Genomic DNA, 591 nt, shown 5'->3' with positions numbered 1-591 from the left:
ACCCTGTGGAACGTGCGCCTGGTTAAACAACACGGCCTGCGCTTTCAAATGGATGGGCGCAATCCCGGTTACGAACTGCAAGATCGAATGGCCGCGCTGAACTACAAGATCGGCTTTATTTCGCCACGCACGATATTCCGTTATCTGGACCATATTCAGAGCGGGACGGTGTCAGCGATGGGCGGTTACGCGAATAGCCACCGCAGGGCAAAGGTGTACAACCAATTGACCGGACAGCGAGCATTCAAGGCTGATGCATTGCAGACAAACGGCTATGTGGGATCGTTCAAGCAAGCGCGGTCTCCCGCTGTTGTTTGATGCCAGCTTCCAAAAGATCGTCCGAACGCGCCCCGAGCCTTCGGCAGCTCCTACGGATATCAACCGCCCACAATGAAGTGGCTCGCCTTCACCACTCAACAGGCCGAGCGTTAGCTCGCCTGCCGCTGTTGATCTTGATCCACCCGCCCCTTTCGGGAGGCCGAGTGGAGGTGTTCATCAGGGGGTGGGCGCGCAGCGCCGTACGGCGCAGCCGGACACATCGAGAGGAGGTCGTCGCGAAGCAGACCGTAGGCGATGCCCCCTGATGGACAC

Annotated in this window: 1 pseudogene; it reads left to right on the top strand. The window is 58.9% G+C overall.

Annotated features, from left to right (window positions below):
• Window positions 1–318, top strand: a pseudogene (locus AC1DH9_RS30530) (glycosyltransferase); the annotation flags it as partial.
• Between the last annotated feature and the right edge of the window lie 273 nt (window positions 319–591).

This window comes from Pseudomonas sp. 05T35 (assembly GCF_056396605.1).
The sequence above is the reverse complement of the archived record's forward strand: the minus strand, read 5'-3'. Positions and strand labels throughout refer to the sequence as shown.